A 17517-nucleotide genomic window follows, 5' to 3' on the forward strand; every position below is an offset into this window, starting at 1 on the left:
GGTGCGCGCGGCACAGCCTGCTCGGGGTCAATTATGCGCGTGCAGGGCTTCGTTCAGCTCGATCGCCGACTTGTGGGTCTTGCACTCCACGGCGCCGGTCTGCGAGTTGCGGCGGAACAGCAGGTCCGGCTGGCCGGCCAGTTCGCGGGCCTTGACCAGCTTGACCAGCTGGCCCTGGTCGTCGAGCAGCGCCACCTTGGTGCCGGCGGTGACGTACAGGCCGGATTCCACGGTGTTGCGATCGCCCAGGGGGATGCCGATGCCGGCGTTGGCGCCGATCAGGCAGCCTTCGCCCACGGAGATCACGATGTTGCCGCCGCCGGACAGGGTGCCCATGGTCGAGCAGCCGCCGCCCAGGTCCGAGCCCTTGCCGACGAATACCCCGGCCGACACGCGACCTTCGATCATGCCCGGGCCGGCGGTGCCGGCGTTGAAATTGACGAAGCCCTCGTGCATCACCGTGGTGCCCTCGCCGATGTAGGCACCCAGGCGCACGCGGGCGGTGTCGGCGATGCGCACGCCGGCCGGCACCACGTAATCGGTCATCTTCGGGAACTTGTCCACCGAGAACACCTCCAGCAGCTTGCCCTTCAGGCGCGCTTCCAGCTGGCGTTCGGCCAGTTCGGCGAGGTCCACCGCACCCTGGCTGGTCCAGGCGACGTTGGGCAGCAGCGGGAAGATGCCGGTCAGGTTGACGCCGTGGGGCTTGACCAGGCGGTGCGAGAGCAGGTGCAGCTTGAGGTAGGCCTCGGGGGTGCTGGCCGGCGCGGCGTCTTCGGCGAGGAAGGTGGCGACCAGGGGGTTGTGGCTTTCGGCCAGGCGGGTCAGCAGCTTGGCCTGCACGGGGTCGATGCCCTTCAGGGCCTCGGCCAGTTCGCCGGCCTGGGTGGTGGTGAAGGCGAGCGCCTGGTTGCCGCCGCTGTAGCCGAGCTTTTCGGCGGCCTTGGCGACCAGCTCGCTGGCCGGGTTGAGCAAAGGCTGCGCGTAGAACACTTCCAGCCAGGTGCCCTGGCGGTTCTGGGTGCCGACACCGAAGGCGACGCTGAAGAGTTGGGTGGACATGGGTTTTCCTCTTGCTGAATTAGGTTGGATCAGGCAGGCCGGCGGCTGAGCAGCAGGCCCAGGCCTGCGCCGCCCAATAGGGCGGCGCAGCCACGGTTGAACAGCTGCCGGGCCTTGGGCGCGGCGAGCAGGCGGCCGAGATGCAGCCCGGCCAGTGAATAGAGCAGCACGGCCAGCCATTCCAGGAGCAGGAAGGCCAGGCCGAGGACCGCGAACTGCAGCGCCACCGGCTGCTGCGGGTTGACGAACTGCGGCAGGAACGCGGTGAAGATCAGGATGGCCTTGGGGTTGCCGGCGGCGACCCAGAACTCCTGGCGGCTCAGCGTCCACAGCGAACGGCTCGCTGCGCCGGCCCGGCCGTCGAGTTGCGCCGATGGCGCGCGCCACAATTGCAGCGCCAGCCAGAACAGGTAGGCCGCGCCGAGCAGCTTGATGGCCAGGAACAGGCTGGCCGAGGCCTGCAGCACCAGGGCCAGGCCGGATGCCGCCAGGGCGATCATGGCGCTGAACGCCAGCAGCCGGCCACTGGCGGCCAGGCAGGCGACGCGCAGGCCCTGGCGGGCCGCGTTGTTCAGCGACAGCAGGTTGTTCGGTCCCGGCGCCAGGTTCAGGGCGAAGCAGGCGGGGATGAACAGCAACCAGGCGATCTCCATGGCGATGCTCCTTGGTTCAGGACAGCGCGGCAGCGTAGCGCTCGGGCTTGAAGCCGACCAGGGTCCTGTCACCCAGATCCAGCACCGGACGCTTGATCATCGACGGCTGGGCCAGCATCAGTTCGATGGCCTTGGCCTGGTCGAGGTCGGTCTTCTGCGCCTCGTCGAGCTTGCGGAAGGTGGTGCCGGCGCGGTTGAGAATGGTCTCCCAGCCGTGCTCCTCGCACCACTGCTGCAGGCGCTCGCGGTCGATGCCGAGCGCCTTGTAGTCGTGAAAGGCATAGTCCACGCCGTGCTCGTCGAGCCAGGTGCGGGCTTTCTTCATGGTGTCGCACGCTTTGATGCCAAACAGGGTCTTGCTCATGCTTGCAGGCTCTTCACGAATTCACGGATGCGCTCGGCGGCCTCGACGCACTCGGCCAGCGGCGCGACCAGGGCCATGCGCACGCGCCCGGCGCCGGGGTTGACCCCGTCGACATTGCGCGACAGGTAGGAGCCCGGCACCACGGTGACGTGCTCGCGGGCGAACAGTTCGCGGGTGAAGCTCTCGTCGTCCACCGGGGTCTTGGCCCACAGGTAGAAGCCGCCGTCGGGCCGCTGCACCTCGAGCACGCCGTCGAGGATCGCCAGCACCGCGTCGAACTTCTCGCGGTACAGGGCGCGATTGGCCCGCACATGCACCTCGTCGCTCCAGGCGGCGACGCTGGCCAGCTGGGTCTGCACCGGCATGGCGCAGCCATGGTAGGTACGATACAGCAGGAAGGCCTTGAGGATGTCGGCATCGCCGGCGACGAAGCCGGAGCGCAGGCCCGGCAGGTTCGAGCGCTTGGACAGGCTGTGGAACACCACGCAGCGGGCGAAATCGCTGCGGCCCAGTTCGGCGCAGGCGCTCAGCAGGCCGGCGGGCGGCTGCTGCTCGTCGAAGTACAGCTCGCTGTAGCACTCGTCGGCGGCGATGACGAAGTCGTACTGGTCGGCCAGGGCGATCAGCTTCTTCAGGGTGTCCAGGGGAATCAGCGCGCCGGTGGGGTTTCCCGGCGAGCACAGGAAGAGGATCTGGCAGCGCTGCCAGATGTCCGCCGGCACCGCGTCGAAGTCCGGGTTGAAGCCCTGTTCCTCCAGGCACGGCAGGTAGTGGGGCCGCGCGCCGGCGAGCAGCGCCGCGCCCTCGTAGATCTGGTAGAAGGGGTTGGGGCTGACTACCAGGGCCTGCTCGTCGCGCTGGACCACGGCCTGGGTGAAGGCGAACAGCGCCTCGCGGGTGCCATTGACCGGCAGCACGTGGCGTGCCGGGTCGAGCCAGCCGCTCGGCAGGTTGAAACGCTGGCCGCACCAGTTGGCGATCGCCTCGCGCAGCGCCGGCACGCCCAGGGTGGTCGGGTAGACCGCCAGCTGGTCGAGGTTGGCGCTCAGGGCCTCGGCGACGAAGGCTGGCGAGCGATGCTTGGGCTCGCCAATCGACAGGGCGATGGCCTTCTTCTCGCTGGAAGGCTGGGCGCCGGCCAGCAGGGCGCGGAGCTTCTCGAAGGGGTAGGGCTGCAACTGGTTCAACGCATCATTCATGGCAATTTCCTGGTACTGCTACGGCGTGCCGACGGGCCTGGCTAGGCACCGCGGCGGTGCAAGGCTGTCGGTCAGATACTGATTCGGTTCGGCTCGCTCAGCAGCTCGCTGGCCTCGGTGAGCTGGGCGACGATGGTTTCCTGCAGGCGCACGCACAGCGCCGGGTCGGACAGCGGCTGGTTGTCCGCGTCGGTAACGAAGAACACGTCCTCCACCCGTTCGCCGAGGGTGGCGATCTTGGCATTCTGCACCGACAGGTCGAAATCGAGGAATATCCGCCCGACCCGGGCCAGCAGGCCGGGGCGGTCCGGGGCGGTCAGCTCGAGGACGGTCACCGGCCGCTGGGCGTCGTTGTAGATGGTCACCCGTGGCGGGAAGTCGAAATGCTTGAGCTGGCGCGGCACCCGGCGCTGGATGATGCTCGGGTACTCGTCCGGATTCTTCAGCGCATCGATCAGGCCCTGGCGGATCTGGCGGATCCGCGCCGGGTTGTCGCCGATCGAGCCGCCTTCGCCCTCCAGCACTATATAGGTATCGAGGGTGAACTGGCTGGTGGAGGTGAGAATCCGCGCGTCGTGGATGTTCAGGTTGAGCTGGGCCATCGCCGCCACGGTCACGGCGAAGAAGTCGTGCTGATCCTGGGCGTAGATGAAGATCTGGGTGCCGCCCTCGAACTCGCGCTGGGTGGTTTCCTTGATCAGCACCAGGGGGTTGCTGTTGTTGCCGTGCTGGAGGATCGCCTCGGTATGCCAGGCCACGTCGCCCGCCGTGTGGCGCAGGAAATAGTCGTCGCCGAGCTGCGCCCAGAGCTGTTCGGCATCGTCCTGGTCGGTGCCGCCGCGCACCAGGATGTCCAGGGCCGCGCCCTGGGTCAGGCGGATCTGCTCCTCGCGCTCCAGGCGATTCTCCAGGCCGCGGCGCAGGGCGCGCTTGGTCTCGGTGTAGAGCTGGCGCAGCAGGCTGGCGCGCCAGGAGTTCCACAGGCTCGGGTTGGTGGCGTTGATGTCAGCCACGGTGAGCACGTAGAGGTAGTCCAGGTGGGTCTGGTCGCCGACGAACAGGGCGAAGTCATGGATCACCTGGGGGTCGGAGAGGTCCTTGCGCTGCGCGGTGGTGGACATCGTCAGGTGCTGCTGCACCAGCCAGACCACCAGTTTCGAGTCCCATTCGGGCAGTTGGTGGCGGGCACAGAAGACCTCAGCGTCCAGCGCGCCGAGCTCCGAGTGGTCGCCGCCGCGGCCCTTGCCGATGTCGTGGTAGAGCCCGGCCAGGTAGATCAGTTCGGGCTTGGGCAGCCTGTCGATCAGCTTGCTGGCCAGGGGGAACTTCTCCGCCAGCTCCGGCCACCTGAACTTGCGCAGGTGCTTGATCAGGTTGAGGGTGTGGGCGTCGACCGTGTAGATGTGGAACAGGTCGTGCTGCATCTGCCCGACGATGTGGCCGAACTCCGGCAGGTAGCGGCCGAGGATGCCGTAGCGGTTCATCCGCCGCAGGTTGCGGTGGATGCCCTGGCCGCTCTTGAACAGCTCGATGAACAGGCTGGTGTTGCGGATGTCGTTGCGGAATTCGTCGTCGATCAGGTGGCGATGGTCGCGCAGCAGGCGGATGGTGTCGGCGCACACGCCGCGGATCTCGGTGTGCTGGGCCATCAGCACGAAAACCTCCATGATGGCGAACGGCGTGCGCTTGAAGACGTTCGGGTGGGTCACCTCGATATAACCGTCGCGCACCTGGAAGCGACTGTTCAGCGGGCTCGCCGGCGCCTTCTCGCCGGCGCGCAGGATGACCTCCTCGAAGTGCTGTTTGATCAGGTCGCTGAGCTCGGCGATGCTCATCACCACCCGGTAGTACTTCTGCATGAAGCGCTCGATGGCCCGTTGGTTGCCGCTGCCTTCGAAGCCGAGCAGGGCCGCGACCTGGGCCTGGTGATCGAACAGCAGGCGGTCTTCGGCGCGGCCGGCGAGCATGTGCAGGGCGTAGCGCACACGCCAGAGGAACTCCTGGCTGGAGGCGAGCAGGGCCTGTTCACTCTCGAGGAGGAAGCCCTGGCCGACCATCGCGTGCAGGTTCAGCGTGCCGAAGTGGCGGCGGGCGACCCAGAGGATGTTCTGGATGTCGCGCAGGCCTCCGGGCGAGCCCTTGACGTTGGGTTCGAGGTTGTACTCGGTGTCGTTGTATTTGCGATGGCGAGCCCGCTGCTCCTCGCGCTTGGCCAGGAAGAACTGCTTGCTCGGCCACATCCGCTCGCTGCTGGTGACCTCCAGCATGCGCTGGCGCAGGCGCTCCGGGCCGGCGATGGTGCGGCTTTCCATCAGGTTGGTGATCACCGTCAGGTCGGCGCGGGCCTCCTCGGCGCACTCATCGACCGAGCGCACGCTCTGACCGACCTCCAGGCCGATGTCCCAGAGCAGGGTAAGGAAGTGCTCGATCGGCTCACGGAAGGTCTCGTGGTCGGCACTGTCGAGCAGGATCAGCAGGTCGATGTCGGAAAACGGGTGCAACTCGCCGCGCCCGTAGCCGCCGACCGCCAGCAGGGCGATGTCGGCGTCCTCGCTCCAGTCCAGGCGACTCCAGGCCTCGCGCAGGATCTGATCGGCGAACCAGGCGCGATCCTCGACCAGACGGCGCACTTCGCGGCCCGCCCGAAAACGTGCGTCGAGCACGTCCTTGGCGAGGCGAATGGCCTTCTTGAAGGCAGCGATGGGGCTGGACTTCAGGGCCAGTTCCGCCTGGAACTGGCCGCGGTCGAACAATTCCGGGTCTACCTGCGGCATGCAACGGCTTTCCTATATGGGCGGCGGATCAGGCCGAGGTGCGGGCGATGGTGTCGTCGCTGCGCAGCGTGAAGATCTCGTAGCCGTCGGCGGTGACCAGAATGGTGTGCTCCCACTGGGCCGAGAGCTTGCGGTCCTTGGTGATGGCGGTCCAGCCGTCGCCGAGCAGGCGGGTCTCCGCGCGGCCCTGGTTGATCATCGGCTCGATGGTGAAGGTCATGCCTTCCTTCAGTTCCATGCCGGTGCCGGCGCGGCCGTAGTGCAGGACCTGCGGCTCCTCGTGGAACACCTTGCCGATGCCGTGTCCGCAATATTCGCGCACCACCGAGAAGCCGTTCTTCTCGGCGTGCTTCTGGATTACTTCACCGATGTCGCCGAGGCGGATGCCCGGGCGGACCAGTTCGATGCCCTTGTACATGCACTCCTGGGTGACCTTGGCCAGGCGCTCGGCCCACTCGGGCACCTTGCCGACCATGAACATCTTGCTGGTGTCGCCGTGGTAGCCGTCCTTGATCACGGTGACGTCGATATTGACGACGTCTCCGTCCTTGAGCGGCTTTTCATTGGGGATGCCGTGGCAGACCACATGGTTGACCGAGGTGCAGATCGACTTGGGGAAGCCCTTGTAGTTGAGCGGCGCGGGGATGGCCTGCTGCACGTTGACGATATAGTCATGGCAGATGCGGTCCAGCTCATCGGTGGTCACGCCGGGCTTGACGTGCTCGCCGATCATTTCCAGCACCTCGGCGGCCAGGCGGCCGGCCACGCGCATTTTCTCGATTTCTTCGGGCGTCTTGATGGTGACGGTCATGCGGTCTCTCTCGGCGCTCGGCGGCGCAAGGCAAAAAAAGGAAAGCCGGGATTCTATCAGAGAAGGCGACGACCGGCGGCATGGGCGAGGGCGCGGGGCTGGATGGTGGTGGACCGCGTCCGGGCTTATCTGTCGTTGTGGGTAGCTTATGGGGCGCTGCTATGGTATAAAACGCGCCGCTTTCAGGGCTGCCAGCCCGAAGGCACAAACCCACACACGTATCGACACGGTTTCCTGGGTGCCCGCAAGGGTTGGAAATTGGGATGCGTGGAGGCCTAACCCGACTTATCAAGGAACTATCATGTCCCAAGTCAATATGCGCGATATGCTGAAGGCCGGTGTGCACTTCGGCCACCAGACCCGTTACTGGAACCCGAAAATGGGCAAGTACATTTTCGGCGCGCGCAACAAGATCCACATCATCAACCTGGAAAAAACCCTGCCGATGTTCAACGAGGCGCTGTCCTTCGTTGAGAAGCTGGCTGCGGGCAAGAACAAGATTCTGTTCGTCGGCACCAAGCGTTCCGCTGGCAAGATCGTTCGCGAAGAAGCCGCTCGTTGTGGCTCGCCGTTCGTCGATCACCGCTGGTTGGGCGGCATGCTGACCAACTACAAGACCATCCGCGCTTCGATCAAGCGTCTGCGCGACCTGGAAACCCAGGCTCAGGACGGCACCTTCACCAAGCTGACCAAGAAAGAAGCCCTGATGCGCACCCGCGACCTGGAAAAGCTGGATCGCAGCCTGGGTGGTATCAAGGACATGGGCGGCCTGCCGGACGCACTGTTCGTGATCGACGTCGACCACGAGCGCATCGCCATCACCGAAGCCAACAAGCTGGGCATCCCGGTCATCGGCGTAGTCGATACCAACAGCAGCCCGGAAGGTGTGGACTACATCATCCCGGGTAACGACGACGCCATTCGTGCCATCCAGCTGTACATGGGTGCCATGGCCGACGCCGTAGTGCGTGGTCGCAGCAACGCTGGCGGCGGCACCGACGAGTTCGTCGAAGAAGCCCCGGCCTCCGAAGCGGCTGAAGGCTAAGCGGTAAGCTTCTAGCGTTACTCGCTGCGCAAAAAGGGGGCTAGGCCCCCTTTTTGCCACTCACAGAATTAATCGCCCGGCCTGACGGGTGAAGTGGTTGAAGACCTATCCAAGAGGATTCGAACATGGCAGAGATTACTGCAGCCCTGGTTAAAGAACTGCGCGAGCGTACCGGCCAAGGCATGATGGAATGCAAGAAGGCCCTGGTTGCCGCCGGTGGCGACATCGAGAAGGCCATCGACGACATGCGCGCTTCCGGCGCCATCAAGGCCGCCAAGAAGGCTGGCAACATCGCCGCCGAAGGTTCGATCGCCGTACGCGTCGAAGGCGGCCGTGGCCTGATCATCGAAGTCAACTCGCAGACCGACTTCCTGGCCCTGCAGGATGACTTCAAGGCGTTCGTCAAGGACAGCCTGAACGAAGCCTTCGAGCAGAACCTCACCGATGCCGCGCCGCTGATCGCTTCCCGCGAATCCGCTCGCGAGGCGCTGGTTGCCAAGTGCGGCGAGAACGTCAACATCCGTCGCCTGACTGCCGTTTCCGGCGATACCGTCGGTGCCTACCTGCACGGCCACCGCATCGGTGTTCTGGTGGTTCTGAAGGGCGGCAACGACGAGCTGGCCAAGCACGTTGCCATGCACGTTGCTGCGTCCAACCCGGCCGTTGTCAGCCCGGATCAGGTTTCCGAAGAGCTGGTTGCCAAGGAGAAGGAAATCTTCCTGCAGCTCAACGCCGAGAAGATCGCCGGCAAGCCGGAAAACATCGTCGAGAACATGGTCAAGGGCCGTATCAACAAGTTCCTGGCCGAAGCCAGCCTGGTTGAGCAGGCGTTCATCATGGATCCGGAAGTCAAGGTCGGTGACCTGGTGAAGAAGGCCGGTGCCGAGATCGTTTCCTTCGTACGTTACGAAGTCGGCGAAGGCATCGAGAAGGCCGAGACCGACTTCGCTGCCGAAGTCGCTGCTCAGGTTGCTGCCAGCAAGCAGTAAACTGGTCTAGCAGTCTACTCAGGCTGTCGCCCCGAAGAGGCTGCCCGCTCGCGCGTGCGGCCTCTTTTTCGAAGTGGGTTGGCAAATTGGCCTGGGGAGCGAGTCGCGGTGCTGGGCACCAAAGGCTCTGGGTGCGGTCTAAGCGCCCGATTACTGCGGGTATATTCGCCCGCGCAGAATTCAAACGCCGCAGGAGAGACTGGTAATGGCTCAGCAGGTGAGTGGTCGTCAACCGCGCTACAAGCGCATTCTGCTCAAACTTAGCGGCGAAGCGCTGATGGGCTCGGAAGATTTCGGCATCGATCCCAAGGTGCTCGACCGCATGGCCCTGGAAGTCGGCCAGCTGGTCGGCATCGGCGTGCAGGTCGGTCTGGTGATCGGCGGCGGCAATCTGTTCCGTGGCGCGGCCTTGAGCGCGGCGGGCATGGATCGGGTAACCGGCGACCACATGGGCATGCTGGCCACCGTGATGAACGCGCTGGCCATGCGCGACGCGCTGGAGCGCTCGAACATCCCGGCCATCGTCATGTCGGCGATCTCCATGGTCGGGGTGACCGATCACTACGATCGGCGCAAGGCGATGCGTCACCTGAAGACCGGCGAGGTGGTGATTTTCGCTGCCGGTACCGGCAATCCCTTCTTCACCACCGACTCGGCGGCGTGCCTGCGGGCCATCGAGGTCGACGCCGACGTCGTGTTGAAGGCGACCAAGGTCGATGGCGTATACACTGCCGATCCGTTCAAGGACCCGCATGCCGAGAAGTTCGAGCGCCTGACCTACGATGAGGTGCTCGACCGCAAGCTGGGGGTCATGGACCTGACGGCCATCTGCCTGTGTCGCGACCACCAGATGCCGCTGCGCGTTTTCAATATGAACAAGCCTGGTGCCCTGCTCAATGTGGTAGTCGGTGGCACCGAAGGCACTCTGATTGAGGAAGACAAGCAATGATCAACGAGATCAAGAAAGACGCCCAAGTGCGCATGCAGAAGAGCCTGGAATCCCTGGCTCATGCGTTCAGCCGTATCCGTACCGGCCAGGCTCATCCGAGCATCCTCGCCGGTGTCATGGTGCCCTATTACGGTACCGACACGCCGATCAATCAGGTCGCCAACGTGACCGTGAAGGACTCCCGCACCCTGCAGGTGGTGGCCTTCGAGCGCAACATGCTGGCGGCCGTGGACAAGGCGATCCAGAGCTCCGGCCTGGGCTTCAACCCGACCAACCTGGGTGAGCTGCTGCTGGTGAGCATGCCGGCATTGACCGAGGAAACCCGCAAGGGCTTCACCAAGCAGGCACGTGATGCCGCCGAAGACGCCCGGGTGGCGGTGCGCAACATTCGCCGTGACGCCCTGAGTCAGCTCAAGGATCTGGTCAAGGAGAAGGAAATCAGCGAGGACGAAGAGCGTCGCGCCGCCGATGAGGTGCAGAAGCTGACCGACAAGTTCGTTGCCGAAATCGACGCCGCGATGAAGCAGAAAGAAGCGGATCTGATGGCCGTCTGACGGTCAGGATATCGTCATGGAAAAGACCAGCCGCGGCGGCCAGTTAGCCGTGCCACGACACGTGGCGATCATCATGGACGGCAACAATCGCTGGGCGAGGAAGCGCTTGCTGCCCGGCGTCGCCGGGCACAAGGCGGGCGTCGACGCGGTGCGCGCGGTGATCGAGGTGTGCGCCGAGGCCGGGGTCGAGGTGCTGACCCTGTTTGCCTTCTCCAGTGAGAACTGGCAGCGCCCCGCCGATGAGGTGGGGGCGCTGATGGAGCTGTTTCTCGGTGCATTGCGCCGCGAGGCCCGGAAGCTCGATGACAACGGCATCAGCCTGCGCATCATCGGTGATCGCTCGCGCTTTCATCCGGAACTGCAGGCGGCCATGCGCGAAGCCGAGGCACAGACAGCCGGAGAGAAGCGCTTCATTCTGCAGATCGCCGCCAATTATGGCGGTCAGTGGGATATCGCCCAGGCCGTGCAGCGCCTGGCTCGCGAGGTGCAGGGCGGGCATCTGCGGCCGGAGGACATCACCCCGCAGCTGCTGCAGGGTTGTCTGGCGACCGGCGATCTGCCGCTGCCCGACCTGTGCATCCGCACGGGCGGCGAGCACCGCATCAGCAATTTCCTGCTATGGCAGCTGGCCTACAGCGAGCTGTATTTCTCCGAGCTGTTCTGGCCGGACTTCAAGCACGAAGCCATGCGCAAGGCGCTGGCCGACTTCGCCAGGCGCCAGCGGCGCTTTGGTAGAACCAGTGAGCAGGTCGAAGCCGAGGCGCGCAGTTAATGCTTAAACAACGAGTGATTACCGCGCTGGTGCTGTTGCCCATCGCGCTGGGTGGCTTTTTTCTGCTCGAGGGCGCGGCCTTTGCCTTGTTCATCGGTGCGGTGATTGGCTTGGGCGCCTGGGAGTGGGCGCGTCTCGCCGGATTCGACGGGCAGCCCCAGCGTGTCGGCTATGCGGCGCTGGTGGCGCTGCTGCTGTTCGGGCTCTATCACTTGCCCGCGCTGGCGCCCGGGGTTGTGGCGCTGGGCGTGATCTGGTGGGGGCTGGCGACCCTGCTGGTTTTGGGTTACCCCGCCAGCAGTCGCTACTGGCAGGGCGCTGGGCGCAAGTTGCTGATCGGTCTGTTGATTCTGCTGCCGGCCTGGCAGGGCCTGGTGCTGTTCAAACAGTGGCCCATGGCCAATGGCCTGATCCTGGCCGTGATGGTGCTGGTGTGGGCGGCGGATATCGGCGCCTATTTCTCCGGCAAGGCTTTTGGCAGGCGCAAGCTGGCCCCCCAGGTCAGTCCGGGCAAGAGCTGGGAGGGGCTGCTCGGCGGGTTGCTCACCAGTCTGCTGTTGACCCTGGTGGTCGGCCTGTACCGGGGCTGGGGCGGCGCTGCGCTGTTGCTGGCCCTGGCGGGCGCCGCCGTGGTGGTGCTGATTTCTGTGGTCGGTGACCTGACCGAGAGCATGTTCAAGCGTCAATCCGGGGTCAAGGACAGCAGCAACCTGCTGCCCGGACATGGCGGTGTGCTCGACCGAATCGACAGTCTGACTGCGGCGGTGCCGGTGTTTGCCGCGTTGCTGTGGCTGGCGGGCTGGGGGGCGCTGTGAGCGGCCCGCAGCAGGTCACCGTGCTGGGCGCCACCGGCTCCATTGGCCTCAGCACCCTCGACGTGATTGCCCGTCATCCCGAGCGCTATCGGGTCTTCGCCCTGTCAGGACATAGCCGCATCGCCGAGCTGGAGGCTTTGTGCCTGCAGCATCGACCACGTTTCGCGGTGGTCGCCGATGAACACTCGGCCCGCCAGTTGCAGGGTGGCTTGCATGCCGCGGGATTGAGCACGCGGGTGCTCAGTGGCGAGGCGGGGCTGTGCCAGGTGGCCGCGCATCCGCAGGTGGATGCCGTGATGGCCGCCATCGTCGGTGCGGCCGGGCTCAAGCCGACCCTGGCGGCGGTCGAGGCCGGCAAGAAGGTGCTGCTGGCCAACAAGGAGGCGCTGGTGATGTCCGGCGCCTTGTTTATCGAGGCCGTACGCCGCAGTGGTGCGACCCTGTTGCCGATCGACAGCGAGCACAACGCGATTTTTCAGTGCCTGCCCGGCGATTATGGGCGTGGCCTGGAGCAGGTCGGGGTGCGGCGCATCATGCTGACGGCTTCGGGTGGGCCGTTCCGCGAGACGCCGCTGGCTGAGCTGGCGGCAGTTTCACCGGAACAGGCTTGCGCTCACCCCAACTGGTCGATGGGGCGCAAGATCTCCGTGGATTCGGCGAGCATGATGAACAAGGGGCTCGAGCTGATCGAGGCCTGCTGGTTGTTCGATGCCCGCCCCGAGCAGGTCGAGGTGGTGATTCATCCGCAGAGCGTGATCCATTCCCTGGTCGACTATGTCGACGGCTCGGTGCTGGCGCAGTTGGGCAATCCCGATATGCGCACGCCGATCAGTCACGCCCTGGCCTGGCCGCAGCGGATCGACTCGGGCGTGGCGCCGCTGGACTTGTTCGCCGTGGCGCGCCTGGACTTCCAGGCGCCCGATGAGCAGCGTTTTCCCTGTCTGCGCCTGGCCCGGGCGGCGGCCGAGGCCGGTGGTACTGCGCCGGCCATGCTCAATGCCGCCAATGAAGTGGCGGTGGCCGCCTTTCTCGATCGGCGCATTCGCTTCCCCGAGATCGCGAGTATCATCGACCAGGTGCTGAACACCGAGGCGGTGGTTGCGGTCGAAAGCCTGGAAACGGTGTTGGCGGCCGACCAGCAGGCGCGTCAACTGGCCAGCCAATGGCTGAGTCGCCGTGGATAAGCGGCGCGGAGAAGCCCTATGAGTACGCTGTATATGATTCTCGGCACCCTGGTTGCGCTCGGGGTGCTGGTGACTTTCCATGAGTTCGGTCACTTCTGGGTGGCGCGGCGTTGCGGGGTCAAGGTCCTGCGCTTTTCGGTCGGCTTCGGCACGCCGCTGCTGCGCTGGCATGATCGCCAGGGCACCGAGTTCGTCATCGCCGCCATTCCCCTGGGCGGCTACGTCAAGATGCTTGATGAGCGCGAGGGCGAGGTGCCGCCCGCGCAGCTCTCGCAGTCGTTCAATCGCAAGAACGTGCGCCAGCGGATCGCCATAGTCTCCGCCGGCCCCATCGCCAACTTCCTTCTCGCGTTGCTGTTCTTCTGGCTGGTGGCCATGCTCGGCAGCCTGCAGGTGCGCCCGGTGATCGGTGCGGTCGAGAGCGGTAGCCTGGCCGCGCAGGCCGGCTTGCAGGCGGGCCAGGAGATCGTCGCGGTCAACGACGAACCGACCGCTGGCTGGGCTGCGGTCAATCTGCAGTTGGTGCGGCGGTTGGGGGAGAGCGGCAGCCTGCCGGTCACCGTGCGTGAGCCGGGCTCGACCCTGGAGAGTCCGCGGCAGATCGTCCTGGCCGACTGGCTCCAGGGCGTCGATCAGCCGGACCCCATCGCCTCCCTGGGTATTCGGCCGTGGCGGCCGACCCTGGAGCCGGTGTTGGCACAGCTGGACGACAAGGGCCCGGCCAAGGCTGCCGGGCTGCAAGTCGGCGACCGCATCTTGGCGCTGGATGGCGAGGTGCTCGAGGACTGGCAGCAGCTGGTCGAGCGCGTGCGCGCCATGCCGGGCCAGGCCGTGCGCCTGCTGGTCGAGCGCCAGGGGCGTGAGCGTGAGATCGCCCTGAAGCTCGCCGTGCGCGGCGAGGGCGAAGCGCGCAGTGGCTACCTCGGCGCAGGCGTGGCGGGGGGCGAATGGCCGCCCGAGATGCTCCGCGAGGTCAGCTTCGGACCGCTAGAGGCGGTTGGCGAGGCGCTCTCGCGTACCTGGACCATGAGCCTGCTGACCCTTGATTCGTTGAGGAAAATGCTGTTCGGCGAGCTCTCGGTAAAAAACTTGAGCGGGCCGATAACCATTGCTAAAGTGGCGGGCGCTTCGGCTGAGTCGGGCCTGGGGGATTTCCTGAACTTCCTCGCCTACCTGAGCATAAGCCTGGGGGTTCTCAATCTGTTGCCAATCCCCGTGCTGGATGGGGGGCATCTGCTTTTTTATCTGGTCGAGTGGGCACGCGGTCGTCCGCTGTCGGAACGGGTGCAGGGTTGGGGGATGCAGATCGGCATCAGCTTGGTGATAGGGGTGATGCTGCTGGCCCTGGTCAATGATCTCAGTCGGCTGTAATTGCTACTGAATTACAAATCTGTCGCCCCGAGCGACAGATTTTTTATTGTCAGTTGAAATAAGAAAGGACTTCATGAAACGTCTGCTGCTACCTGCGGTGCTTGCCGCATTGATGATCGCCGAAGTTCACGCCGAGTCCTTCACCATCTCCGATATTCGCGTCAACGGCCTCCAGCGGGTCTCCGCCGGCAGCGTGTTCGGTGCCTTGCCGCTGAATGTCGGCGAGCAGGTCGATGACCGCAGCCTGGTGGAAGCCACTCGCGAACTGTTCAAGACCGGTTTCTTCCAAGATATCCAGTTGGGTCGCGATGGCGACGTGCTGGTCATCACCCTGGTGGAGCGCCCGTCTATCTCCAGCATCGAGATCGACGGCAACAAGGCGATCACCAGCGAAGACCTGCTCAAGGGCCTCAATCAGTCCGGCCTGGCGGAAGGCGAGATCTTCCAGCGGGCGACCCTCGAAGGCGTGCGCAACGAGTTGCAGCGTCAGTACGTGGCCCAGGGCCGCTACTCCGCCGAAATCGAGACCGAAGTGATTCCCCAGCCGCGCAACCGCGTGGCGTTGAAGATCAATATCAATGAAGGCTCAGTCGCGGCCATTCAGCATATCAACGTGGTGGGCAACAGCGTCTTCGCCGACGAAGACCTGATCGACCTGTTCGAGCTGAAAACCAGCAACTGGCTGTCGTTCTTCAAGAATGACGACAAGTACGCCCGGGAAAAGCTTTCCGGCGACTTGGAGCGCCTGCGTTCCTATTACCTGGATCGCGGCTACATCAACATGGATATCTCCTCCACCCAGGTGTCCATCACCCCGGACAAGAAGCACGTCTACATCACGGTCAACGTCGATGAGGGGCAGAAGTACAGCGTGCGTGAAGTCAAGCTGGCCGGCGATCTGAAGGTGCCGGAAGAGGACATTCGCAGCCTGCTGCTGGTCAAGGAAGGTCAGGTGTTCTCGCGCAAGGTGATGACCACTACCTCCGAGCTGATCACCCGTCGCCTGGGTAACGAAGGCTATACCTTTGCCAACGTCAACGGCGTGCCAGAGGCCCATGACGAAGATGGCACGGTCTCCATCACCTTCGTCGTCGACCCGGGCAAGCGCGCCTACGTCAATCGCATCAACTTCCGCGGCAACACCAAGACCGAAGACGAAGTGCTGCGTCGGGAAATGCGCCAGATGGAAGGCGGTTGGGCCTCGACCTACCTGATCGATCAGTCCAAGACCCGCCTGGAGCGCCTTGGCTACTTCAAGGAAGTCAACGTTGAAACCCCGCCGGTACCGGGCAGCGATGACCAGATCGACGTCAACTACAGCGTCGAGGAACAGGCCTCCGGCTCGATCACCGCGAGCGTCGGCTTCGCCCAGAACGCCGGTCTGATCCTCGGCGGCTCGATCAGCCAGAGCAACTTCCTCGGAACCGGTAACAAGGTCAGCGTCGGCCTGAACCGCAGCGAGTACCAGACCAGCTACAACTTCGGCTTTGTCGATCCCTACTGGACGGCTGATGGTGTCAGCCTGGGCTACAACGCCTTCTACCGCACCACCGACTATGACGAGCTCGATACTCAGGTCTCCAGCTTTGCAGTCGACAGCCTCGGCGCGGGTGTGAGCATCGGTTACCCGATCAGCGAGACCTCGCGCCTGACCTATGGTCTGACCGTCCAGCAGGACACGCTCAATACCGGTGTCTTTACCGTCGACGAGATCTTCAAGTTCATCGAGCAGGAAGGCGACAATTACCTGAACCTCAAGGCCTCGGTCGGCTGGTCGGAGTCGACCCTGAACCGTGGCGTGCTGGCCACGCGTGGCCATTCCCAGAGCCTGGTATTCGAAACCACTGTGCCGGGTAGTGACCTGTCGTTCTACAAGGTCGATTACCGTGGGCAGATCTTCAAGCCGCTGAGCAACACCTACACCCTGCGCCTGCACACCGAACTGGGCTATGGCGACAGCTACGGTTCCACCGCCAGGCTGCCGTTCTACGAGAACTACTACGCCGGCGGCTTCAATTCGGTGCGCGGTTTCGACGACAACAGCCTGGGGCCGCGCAGCACGCCGAGCAAGGGTACCAATCCAGGAACCCAGTTCGATCCGGATCAGGATCCGCTGCCCTTCGGTGGCAACGTGCTGGTCCAGGGTGGTGTGGAGCTGCTGTTCCCGATGCCCTTCGTCAAGGATCAACGTTCGCTGCGCACCGCTCTGTTCTGGGATGTGGGTAACGTTTTCGACACCAACTGCGGCAGCACCCAGACCAGTTGCCAAGGCATCGATGCCGGCGAACTGGCCAGCTCCGTGGGTGTCGGCCTGACCTGGATCACCGCGCTCGGGCCCTTGAGCTTCAGTCTGGCGATGCCGGTGGTCAAGCCTGACGACGCCGACACCCAGGTATTCCAGTTCTCCCTCGGCCAGACCTTCTAAGCGGCTGGCCTCTGAACAACAACGGTTTTTTGCAGGAGTTGCATCGTGCGTAAGTTGACTCAACTGGTTCTGTTAAGTGCGGCCCTGCTGGCAATGCCGGCCTTCGCCGAAATGAAGGTGGCGGTGCTCAACTATCAAATGGCTCTGCTCGAGTCCGACGCGGCCAAGCGTTACGCCGTGGATGCGGAGAAGAAGTTCGGCCCGCAGCTGAACAAGCTCAAGACCCTGGAAGGCGACGCCAAGCGCATCCAGGATCGCCTGGTCAAGGACGGCGAGAAGATGCAGACCGCCGAACGCGAGCGCCTGGAGCTGGAATTCAAGCAGAAGGCCCGTGACTTCCAGTTCCAGTCCAAGGAGCTGAACGAAGCCAAGGCCATCGCCGATCGCGACATGCTGAAGAAGCTCAAGCCGAACCTGGACAAGGCAGTCGAGGAAGTGATCAAGAAGGGCAACTACGACCTGGTGCTCGAGCGTGGCGCAGTGATCGATGTCAAACCCCAGTTCGACATCACGCTGCAGGTCATCGAGCGCATGAATCAGATGCGTTGAG

The 17517-nt window shown here is 64.3% G+C and carries 16 protein-coding genes; 10 read left to right on the top strand and 6 right to left on the bottom strand.

Translation table 11 applies throughout. The annotated features are described in order from the left end of the window. Positions 1-27: 27 nt before the first annotated feature. The 6 genes from dapD to map all read right to left on the bottom strand — a co-directional run bounded on the left by dapD (position 28) and on the right by map (position 6863). Positions 28-1062 (bottom strand): 2,3,4,5-tetrahydropyridine-2,6-dicarboxylate N-succinyltransferase, encoded by a 1035-nt coding sequence (gene dapD, locus LPB260_RS26040; protein ID WP_208708783.1) that lies wholly within the window; start codon positions 1060-1062, stop codon positions 28-30. Positions 1063-1091: 29 nt separating this feature from the next. Next, positions 1092-1715 (bottom strand): LysE family translocator, encoded by a 624-nt coding sequence (locus LPB260_RS26045; protein WP_208708784.1) that lies wholly within the window; start codon positions 1713-1715, stop codon positions 1092-1094. Between the two features lie 16 nt (positions 1716-1731). Continuing rightward, positions 1732-2079, bottom strand: coding sequence for an ArsC family reductase (locus LPB260_RS26050; protein ID WP_208708785.1), 348 nt, complete (start codon positions 2077-2079; stop codon positions 1732-1734). Further along, complete coding sequence (gene dapC / locus LPB260_RS26055) at positions 2076-3278, bottom strand: succinyldiaminopimelate transaminase (RefSeq protein WP_208708786.1); 1203 nt, start codon at positions 3276-3278, stop codon at positions 2076-2078. Before dapC ends, LPB260_RS26050 begins: the two co-directional genes overlap by 4 nt. 71 nt (positions 3279-3349) lie before the next feature. Beyond that, positions 3350-6052 (bottom strand): [protein-PII] uridylyltransferase, encoded by a 2703-nt coding sequence (locus LPB260_RS26060; protein ID WP_208708787.1) that lies wholly within the window; start codon positions 6050-6052, stop codon positions 3350-3352. Between the two features lie 28 nt (positions 6053-6080). Further along, on the bottom strand, positions 6081-6863 hold the full coding sequence (gene map / locus LPB260_RS26065; RefSeq protein WP_208708788.1) for a type I methionyl aminopeptidase: 783 nt from the start codon (positions 6861-6863) through the stop codon (positions 6081-6083). A gap of 301 nt (positions 6864-7164) precedes the next feature. Between map and rpsB the strand changes: the two genes are divergently transcribed. The 10 genes from rpsB to LPB260_RS26115 all read left to right on the top strand — a co-directional run bounded on the left by rpsB (position 7165) and on the right by LPB260_RS26115 (position 17516). Continuing rightward, positions 7165-7908 carry a 30S ribosomal protein S2 gene (gene rpsB / locus LPB260_RS26070; RefSeq protein ID WP_208708789.1) on the top strand — a complete coding sequence of 248 codons (744 nt, stop codon included), beginning with the start codon at positions 7165-7167 and terminating at the stop codon, positions 7906-7908. 125 nt (positions 7909-8033) lie between these two features. Beyond that, positions 8034-8897, top strand: a complete 864-nt coding sequence (gene tsf, locus LPB260_RS26075; protein ID WP_208708790.1) for a translation elongation factor Ts — start codon at positions 8034-8036, stop codon at positions 8895-8897. Between the two features lie 205 nt (positions 8898-9102). Continuing rightward, positions 9103-9846, top strand: coding sequence for a UMP kinase (gene pyrH, locus LPB260_RS26080; RefSeq protein WP_208708791.1), 744 nt, complete (start codon positions 9103-9105; stop codon positions 9844-9846). After that, complete coding sequence (frr, locus tag LPB260_RS26085; protein WP_208708792.1) at positions 9843-10400, top strand: ribosome recycling factor; 558 nt, start codon at positions 9843-9845, stop codon at positions 10398-10400. The genes pyrH and frr overlap by 4 nt, the downstream gene beginning before the upstream one ends. A 16-nt stretch (positions 10401-10416) precedes the next feature. Beyond that, complete coding sequence (gene uppS, locus LPB260_RS26090; RefSeq protein ID WP_208708793.1) at positions 10417-11172, top strand: polyprenyl diphosphate synthase; 756 nt, start codon at positions 10417-10419, stop codon at positions 11170-11172. After that, on the top strand, positions 11172-11987 hold the full coding sequence (locus LPB260_RS26095) for a phosphatidate cytidylyltransferase (protein WP_208708794.1): 816 nt from the start codon (positions 11172-11174) through the stop codon (positions 11985-11987). The genes uppS and LPB260_RS26095 overlap by 1 nt, the downstream gene beginning before the upstream one ends. Then, the gene (ispC, locus tag LPB260_RS26100) at positions 11984-13171 is read left to right on the top strand and encodes a 1-deoxy-D-xylulose-5-phosphate reductoisomerase (protein WP_208708795.1); all 1188 of its coding nucleotides are present in this window, start codon (positions 11984-11986) and stop codon (positions 13169-13171) included. The genes LPB260_RS26095 and ispC overlap by 4 nt, the downstream gene beginning before the upstream one ends. An 18-nt stretch (positions 13172-13189) precedes the next feature. After that, positions 13190-14542, top strand: a complete 1353-nt coding sequence (gene rseP, locus LPB260_RS26105; protein WP_208708796.1) for a sigma E protease regulator RseP — start codon at positions 13190-13192, stop codon at positions 14540-14542. 73 nt (positions 14543-14615) lie between these two features. After that, positions 14616-16967 carry an outer membrane protein assembly factor BamA gene (gene bamA / locus LPB260_RS26110; RefSeq protein ID WP_208708797.1) on the top strand — a complete coding sequence of 784 codons (2352 nt, stop codon included), beginning with the start codon at positions 14616-14618 and terminating at the stop codon, positions 16965-16967. A 45-nt stretch (positions 16968-17012) separates the two neighbouring features. Further along, the gene (locus tag LPB260_RS26115) at positions 17013-17516 is read left to right on the top strand and encodes an OmpH family outer membrane protein (RefSeq protein ID WP_208708798.1); all 504 of its coding nucleotides are present in this window, start codon (positions 17013-17015) and stop codon (positions 17514-17516) included. Position 17517 lies beyond the last annotated feature (1 nt).

The sequence above is a fragment of the Pseudomonas sp. LPB0260 genome (genome assembly GCF_013388395.1).